Annotated in this window: 1 protein-coding gene; it reads right to left on the bottom strand. The window is 56.0% G+C overall.

The window, feature by feature from the left end; genetic code table 11:
• Positions 1-110: 110 nt before the first annotated feature.
• On the bottom strand, positions 111-419 hold the full coding sequence (locus ACSQ22_RS26335) for a copper-binding protein (protein ID WP_436131970.1): 309 nt from the start codon (positions 417-419) through the stop codon (positions 111-113).
• Position 420 lies beyond the last annotated feature (1 nt).

The following is a 420-nucleotide window of genomic DNA, read 5'->3' as shown; positions in this document are numbered from 1 at the left end:
GGCCGTCAGAGTCAGAGCAATAAGGAGCGTTTTCATGATTTTTCCTTGGTAGTTTGAGGTATGAGCGAAAGCGCACCCCTTCTTGGGGGCGCCGTGAAACACTTCTATCCCTACTTGGCAGGTTCGATGGCAGTGACGACCATCTTTCCACCCTCGTTGATCACCATGAAGCGGATCTTGTCGCCAACTTGCGTCTTGTCGAGCAGGGCCTTGTCTTTGGCTGGGAACACCATGGTCATCCCCGGCATGTCTAGATGCTTGATGTCGCCATGCTTGATGGTGATTTTCCCCGCGTCCTTGTCGATCTTTCGTACCTCTCCATCAGTCATAGAGGCCGCAGCCATGGCAGCTGGCTTGCCAGCGTCGCCCGTGGCCTGTGCCGTGGCCGACAGCGGCATGAGGGTGATCAGCGACAACATC

It is taken from the genome of Acidovorax sp. LjRoot38 (assembly GCF_964252975.1).
Taxonomy (GTDB): Bacteria; Pseudomonadota; Gammaproteobacteria; order Burkholderiales; family Burkholderiaceae_C; genus Acidovorax; species Acidovorax facilis.
Note: the sequence above shows the minus strand (reverse complement) of the source record. Positions and strands in the feature narration are given on the sequence as shown.